The organism is Nocardia sp. NPDC019323 (assembly GCF_044389845.1).
In the GTDB taxonomy this organism is placed as follows: Bacteria; Actinomycetota; Actinomycetes; order Mycobacteriales; family Mycobacteriaceae; genus Nocardia; species Nocardia implantans.
The window spans coordinates 1-6238 of record NZ_JBIRYN010000018.1 but is presented as its reverse complement, the minus strand read 5'-3'; the positions used below and the strand labels follow the sequence as shown (position 1 = coordinate 6238).

Sequence of the window (6238 nt, the reverse complement as noted above, 5' to 3'; positions counted from 1 at the left end):
GACCGCCACGGTCGACTGGCTGGCCCTCGACGACCCCGCCGTGATCGCCGAAATCGCCGCCGAATCACCACGACCGGTCACCTACGCCCACCGCATTCGCCCACTGCGCGGCAGCGACCCGGCATTCGCCGGACAACAGGTCCTCAGCTACGACGACCTCGCCGCGGCAGCCGCGCGATTGCGCACGCGCACCGAACTGACCTTCGAATCGCGCACCTTCCAGCACGGCAGCCCGCAATCGCCCGCCGCGCTGATCGAGGTGGTCGCCGCCGGCTCGGTGGGCGCGTCGGTGGTGCTGGTCGACGACGTGGACGGAGCGCTGACGGAGTCGCTGGCCGACGAATGGGTAACCCACCTCGTGACCGATCGGACCGGGCTGGACACCCTCGACCCGACGGCACTGGAGGATTTGCACGCTGTGGTGCTGGACAATGGTGTCGGCGCCGTACCGGCGGGCCCCTGGGCCGAGGTGGCCGCTATCGTCGAACTCACCGAACTGCTCGGTAGCGAGTGAGGCGATTCGCGGTCGGACACAAGCCTCCGGTTGTGTGACCATGCACACAGCCGGTTGGTTTGGTGTATCAGGGTGTCCGCTGGAAATGTGTCATGGACGTGTTCTTACAGGCAGGATGTGCAGAGTTTTCATGTTTCGCTTGTCGGGGAATAGTCTGCCGGCTCAGGGATGGGGGACCAGGGACGAAGCGGGGCTCGCGTGACGCGGCCCGCGCGGGTGCGGCCCACGCGCACCCGGCGACCTAGAGTCACTACCCTTCCGCAACTGATGGCAACCGCCGTCGAAGCGAATCCGACCGGTACGGCGGTCGTGTTCGCCGACGCGGTCAGCTCACGCGGACACCTCACCTACGCGGAACTCGACGCCAGATCCACGCGTTTGGCGCGTCTGCTGATCGATCGTGGGGTGGGGCCGGAGGATCTGGTCGCGGTGGGTATTCCGCGTTCGGTGGAGTCGGTGGTCGCGGTGTGGGCGGTGGCCAAGACGGGTGCGGGTTTCGTGCCGGTGGATCCGAACTATCCGGCCGACCGGGTCGAGCACATGGTGAAGGACTCCGGCGCCGTGCTCGGACTCGCCGTCGCGCATGTGGTGGCGGACCTGCCCAGCGAAATCGAATGGCTGGTCATCGATTCCGACACCTGCGCCAGGCAGTTGGAGGACTACCCGACCGAACCGGTCACCTACGCGGATCGGCTGCGCCAGTTGCGTGCCGAACATCCGGCCTACGTCATCTACACCTCGGGGTCGACCGGCATGCCGAAGGGCGTGGTGGTCACGCAGTCGGGGTTGGCGGGTTTCTGCGCCGAGCAGCGTGATCGGTACCGGGTGACGAGCGCGTCGCGGACGTTGCATTTCGCGTCGCCGTCGTTCGACGCGTCGGTGCTGGAGTTGCTGCTCGCGCTCGGCGGCGCGGCGACCATGGTCGTGGTCGCGCCGACGGTCTACGGCGGTGACGAGCTGGCCGCCCTGCTGCGCAGGGAGGGCGTCACGCACGCCTTCATCACCCCGGCCGCGCTGGCGTCGGTGGATCCGGCGGGGCTGGACGAGTTGCGTGTGGTGGTGGCCGGTGGCGAGGCGTGTCCGCCGGAGCTGGTGCGGCGCTGGGTGCGTCCGATCGCCGACGGCCGGCGCGAGTTCTACAACGGATACGGCCCGACCGAGACCACCATCATGACCAACATCAGCGCGCCGCTGGTGGCGGGTGAGACGGTGACGATCGGCGCGCCCATCCAGGCGACCACCGAATATGTGCTGGACGAGCGCCTGGTGCCGGTCCCGATCGGCGTGGTCGGCGAGTTGTACATCGGCGGACCCCAGTTGGCCCGCGGCTACCAGTCGCGCCCCGGCCTCACCGCCGTGCGATTCGTCCCGAATCCGTTCGACCCGAATCACTCCAGGCTTTATCGCACCGGTGACCTGGTGCGATGGACGCCGAGTGGCGAGTTGGAGTATCTGGGTCGCAACGATTTCCAGGTGAAGATCCGTGGTTTCCGGATCGAGCTGGGTGAGATCGATGCGGTGCTTGCGGCGCACGAGACGGTGGATTTCGCGGTCACCGTGGGGCACCAACTGGACAGCGGCGCGACGATTCTCGCTTCTTACGTGCACGCGGCGAGCGGACGTTCGATCGACACCGACGAATTGCTCGCGCACGCCGAGCGCAGCTTGCCGGTGCACATGGTGCCCACCTCGATCACCGTGCTGGACGAGATCCCGCTGACCCCGGTGGGCAAGCTGGATCGTCGTGCCCTGCCCGCTCCGCAATTGCAGACCAAGGAATTCCGCGCCCCGTCGGGAGCGCTGGAGCAGTTGGTGGCGGGTGTGTTCGCCGACCTGCTCAGCGCGGGCGGCGAGATCGGCGCGGACGACGACTTCTTCGAGCTGGGCGGCAACTCGCTGATCGCGACGCAGGTGGCGGCGCGGCTCGGGGCGTCGGTCGGCGCGCGGGTACCCGCCCGCACCGTGTTCGAAGCGCCGACGGTCGCGCTGCTCGCCGCCCGGCTCGCCGAATTCGACACCGGCGCTGCACGTCCGGCGTTGGTGGCGGTGGAGCGTCCGGAGCGGGTGCCGTTGTCGTTGGCGCAGCGGCGGATGTGGTTTTTGAATCAGTTCGATACCGGTTCGGCGGCGAACAATATTCCGTTCGCGGTGCGGTTGTCGGGTGTGTTGGATGTGGCGGCGTTGCAGGCGGCGGTCGCTGATGTGGTGGGGCGTCATGAGACGTTGCGGACGGTGTATCCGGCGGTGGACGGTACGGGGTATCAGCTGGTGCTGCCCGCCGAGCAGGCGACCCCGGACCTGACGCCGCACGACCTGCCCGCCGCGCAGCTGCCGGATTGGCTGCGCACCTTCGCCGCCGCCGGTTTCGACGTCGCCGACGAGGTGCCGTTGCGGCTCTCGCTCGCGCGAACCGGTCCCGACGACTACGTCCTCGCCGTCGTGGTGCACCACATCGCGGCCGACGGCACGTCGATCGCGCCGCTGGTGCGTGACCTGATGACCGCCTACGTCGCGCGCAGCAACGGCTCCGCGCCCGGCTGGGAACCGCTGCCGGTGCAATACGCGGACTACACCTTGTGGCAGCGCGCGCTGCTCGGCGAGGAGAACGACCCTCGTTCCGTGGCCGCGACGCAGATCGCCTTCTGGCGTGAGGCTCTCGCGGGCATTCCGGATCGGCTCGACCTGCCCACGGATCGGCCGCGTCCCGCCACGGCTTCCGGGCGCGGCGGCGTCTTCACTTTCACCGTCGACGCGTCCACCCGGACCCGGCTCGACGAGCTCGCGCACGCGCACGGCGCCTCGTTGTTCATGGTCGTGCACACCGCGTTCGCGGCGCTGCTGGCCCGGTTGTCCGGTTCCACCGATATCACCATCGGCACGCCGGTCGCGGGCCGCGGCGAGGCGGAACTCGACGATCTGGTCGGCATGTTCGTCAACACGCTGGTGCTGCGGACCGCGGTGGATCCGGCGGCCTCGTTCGCCGAACTGCTCGCGGCGACCAAGGAACGCGACCTCGCGGCCTTCTCGCATGCCGAGTTGCCGTTCGAGCGGCTGGTCGAGGTGCTGGACCCGGTGCGGTCGCAGGCGCACCATCCGCTGTTCCAGGTGGCGCTGTTCTTCCAGAACATGGAACAAGCGCAGCTCGAGCTGCCCGGCCTGTCGGTCGGCGCGGTGGACCTCGACGGCGCGGTGGCCAAATTCGATCTGCAGCTGACGGTGACGCCGCAGGAAGGTCCGGACGCGGGCCTGGCCGCCATGTTCACCTATGCCACCGATCTGTTCGACGAGGGTTCGGTCGCCGAATTCGCGGCGCGCCTGAACCGGTTGCTGCGCGCGGTCGCGGCCGACCCCGATCGCGCGCTGGGCGGCATCGATCTGCTCAGCGTGGTCGAGCGCGATCGCGTCCTGCACGAGTGGAACGACACTCGCTACCCCGTCCGCTCCGAGTTGCTGCTGGACGGATACCGCCGCGCGGTGGAAGCGAATCCGGAGCGGATCGCCGTCGCTTACGAGGGCGTCGAGCTGACTTATCGTGAGTTCGACGCGCGGGTGAATCGTCTTGCGCGGTTGTTGATTTCGCAGGGTGTGGGTGCGGAGTCGTTGGTGGGGTTGGCGGTTCGTCGGTCGTTGGATCTCGTGGTGGGGATGTATGCGGTCGTGGCGGCGGGTGGGGCGTATGTGCCGTTGGATCCGGATCATCCGGCCGAACGCATCGCGCACATCCTGGACACCGCTCGCCCCCTCTGCGTCGTGACGACCAGTGCCGACGCGACGGCGCTGCGCGAGGACGTCCGGGCGCTCGCCGTGGACACCTTGGATCTCGACGGCTTCGACGACAGCCCGGTTCGCGCGGATGAGCTGCTGCGTCCGGTGTCGCCGCAGCATCCGGCGTATGTGATCTTCACATCGGGTTCGACCGGCCGCCCCAAGGGCGTCGCGGTGTCCCACGCGGCGATCAACAACCAGATCGCGTGGATGCTGGCGGAATACCCGCTGAGCCGGGACGACGTGTATTTGCAGAAGACGGCGACGACGTTCGACGTCTCGCTGTGGGGCTACTTCATGCCGTTGCGCGCGGGGGCGAAGCTCGTCGTCGCCACGCCGGACGGACATCGCGACCCCGCCTACGTCGCGGAAACCATCGCCGCGCAAGGCGTGACGGTGACGGACTTCGTGCCGTCCATGCTGACGGTCTTCGCCGCGCACACCACACCGGGCAGCTGCCCGACGCTGAAACACGTCTTCGTGATCGGCGAGGCGCTGCCACCGGAGACCGTCGCCGCCATGCAGGCGGTGTCCGACGCCGCCGTGCACAACCTCTACGGCCCGACCGAGGCCGCGGTGTCGGTGACCTACTGGCCCGCGTCGGCGGACGAGCGATCCGTGCCGATCGGTCTGCCCCAGTGGAACACCCAGGTCTACGTCCTGGACTCGTGGCTGCGGCCGGTGCCGGTGGGGGTGCCGGGTGAGCTGTATCTCGCGGGTGATCAGCTGGCCCGTGGCTACGTGCGGCGTCCTGACCTGACGGCCGACCGTTTCGTCGCCAATCCGTTCGGCAACGGCGACCGGATGTACCGCACCGGCGACCTCGTCGTGTGGCGCAAGGACGCCGACGACGCGGTGCTCGACTATCTCGGCCGGACCGATTTCCAGGTGAAATTCCGCGGCCAGCGAATCGAGCTGGGCGAGATCGAGACGGCGCTGCTGGCGCAGCCTTCGGTGAGCCAAGCGGTCGCGCTCGTGTCGCCTTCGTCGCTGGGTGACCAGCTCGTCGCCTACGTCGTCCCGGCTCCGGGCGACCGGATCGACGCGCAGGCGCTGCGCTCCGCGATCGGCGAGACCTTGCCCGCCTACATGGTTCCGGCTGCGATCGTGGCGCTGGAGGCGTTCCCGCTGAACTCCAGCGGCAAGCTGGACCGTAAGGCGTTGCCGGAACCCACCTTCGAGACAAAGCAGTTCCGTGCGCCCGCGAGCGCGATCGAGGAGATCGTGGCGGGTGTGTTCGGTGAGGTGCTCGGATTGGGCCGGGTGGGCGCGGATGACGATTTCTTCGCGCTCGGGGGGAATTCGCTGGTCGCCACTCGAGTCGTGGCGCGTCTCGGCGCGGCGGTCGGTGCGCGGGTGGCTGTCCGGACACTGTTCGAGGCGCCGACCGTGGCGGGTCTGGCGGCCGCACTCGAGTCGCATACCCACGGTGAGCGCCGGATCGAGTTGGGGAGTATCGCTCGTCCGGAGCGGTTGCCGTTGTCGTTGGCGCAGCGGCGGATGTGGTTCCTCAACCGCTTCGACCAGTCCGACGACGCCGCGGAGCAGATCGGTTCGGCGGCTTACAACTTGCCGTTCGCGTTGCGGTTGACCGGTGCGTTGGATGTGGCCGCGCTGGGTGCGGCGCTGCACGACGTGGTGGCGCGGCACGAGGTGCTGCGCACGGTGTATCCGGAGACGCCGGACGGCCCGGTGCAGGTGGTGTTGCCCGCCGCGCAGGTCGCCGTCGACCTCGGTCCGCGGGTGCTGCCCGAGTCCGATGTGGCGAGCAGTGTGTACGCCGTGGCGGCGACGCCGTTCGACGTGACGGCCGAGGTGCCGTTGCGGGCCGTGCTCTTCCAGGTCGACGAAGCACCCGACACCTATGTGCTGGTGGTGGTGGTGCATCATATCGCGGCGGATGCGTCGTCGATGGGTCCGTTGGTGCGGGATGTGATGGTGGCGTATTCGGCGCGTGTC

At 68.7% G+C, this 6238-nt stretch carries 2 protein-coding genes; both read left to right on the top strand.

The genetic code is table 11. The features are described 5' to 3' along the window. A partial coding sequence (locus ACH49X_RS32845) for a hypothetical protein (RefSeq protein ID WP_357209337.1) occupies positions 1 to 514 on the top strand: 514 nt, incomplete at its 5' end. Positions 515 to 781: 267 nt separating this feature from the next. Further along, a partial coding sequence (locus ACH49X_RS32840; RefSeq protein ID WP_357296742.1) for an amino acid adenylation domain-containing protein occupies positions 782 to 6238 on the top strand: 5457 nt, incomplete at its 3' end.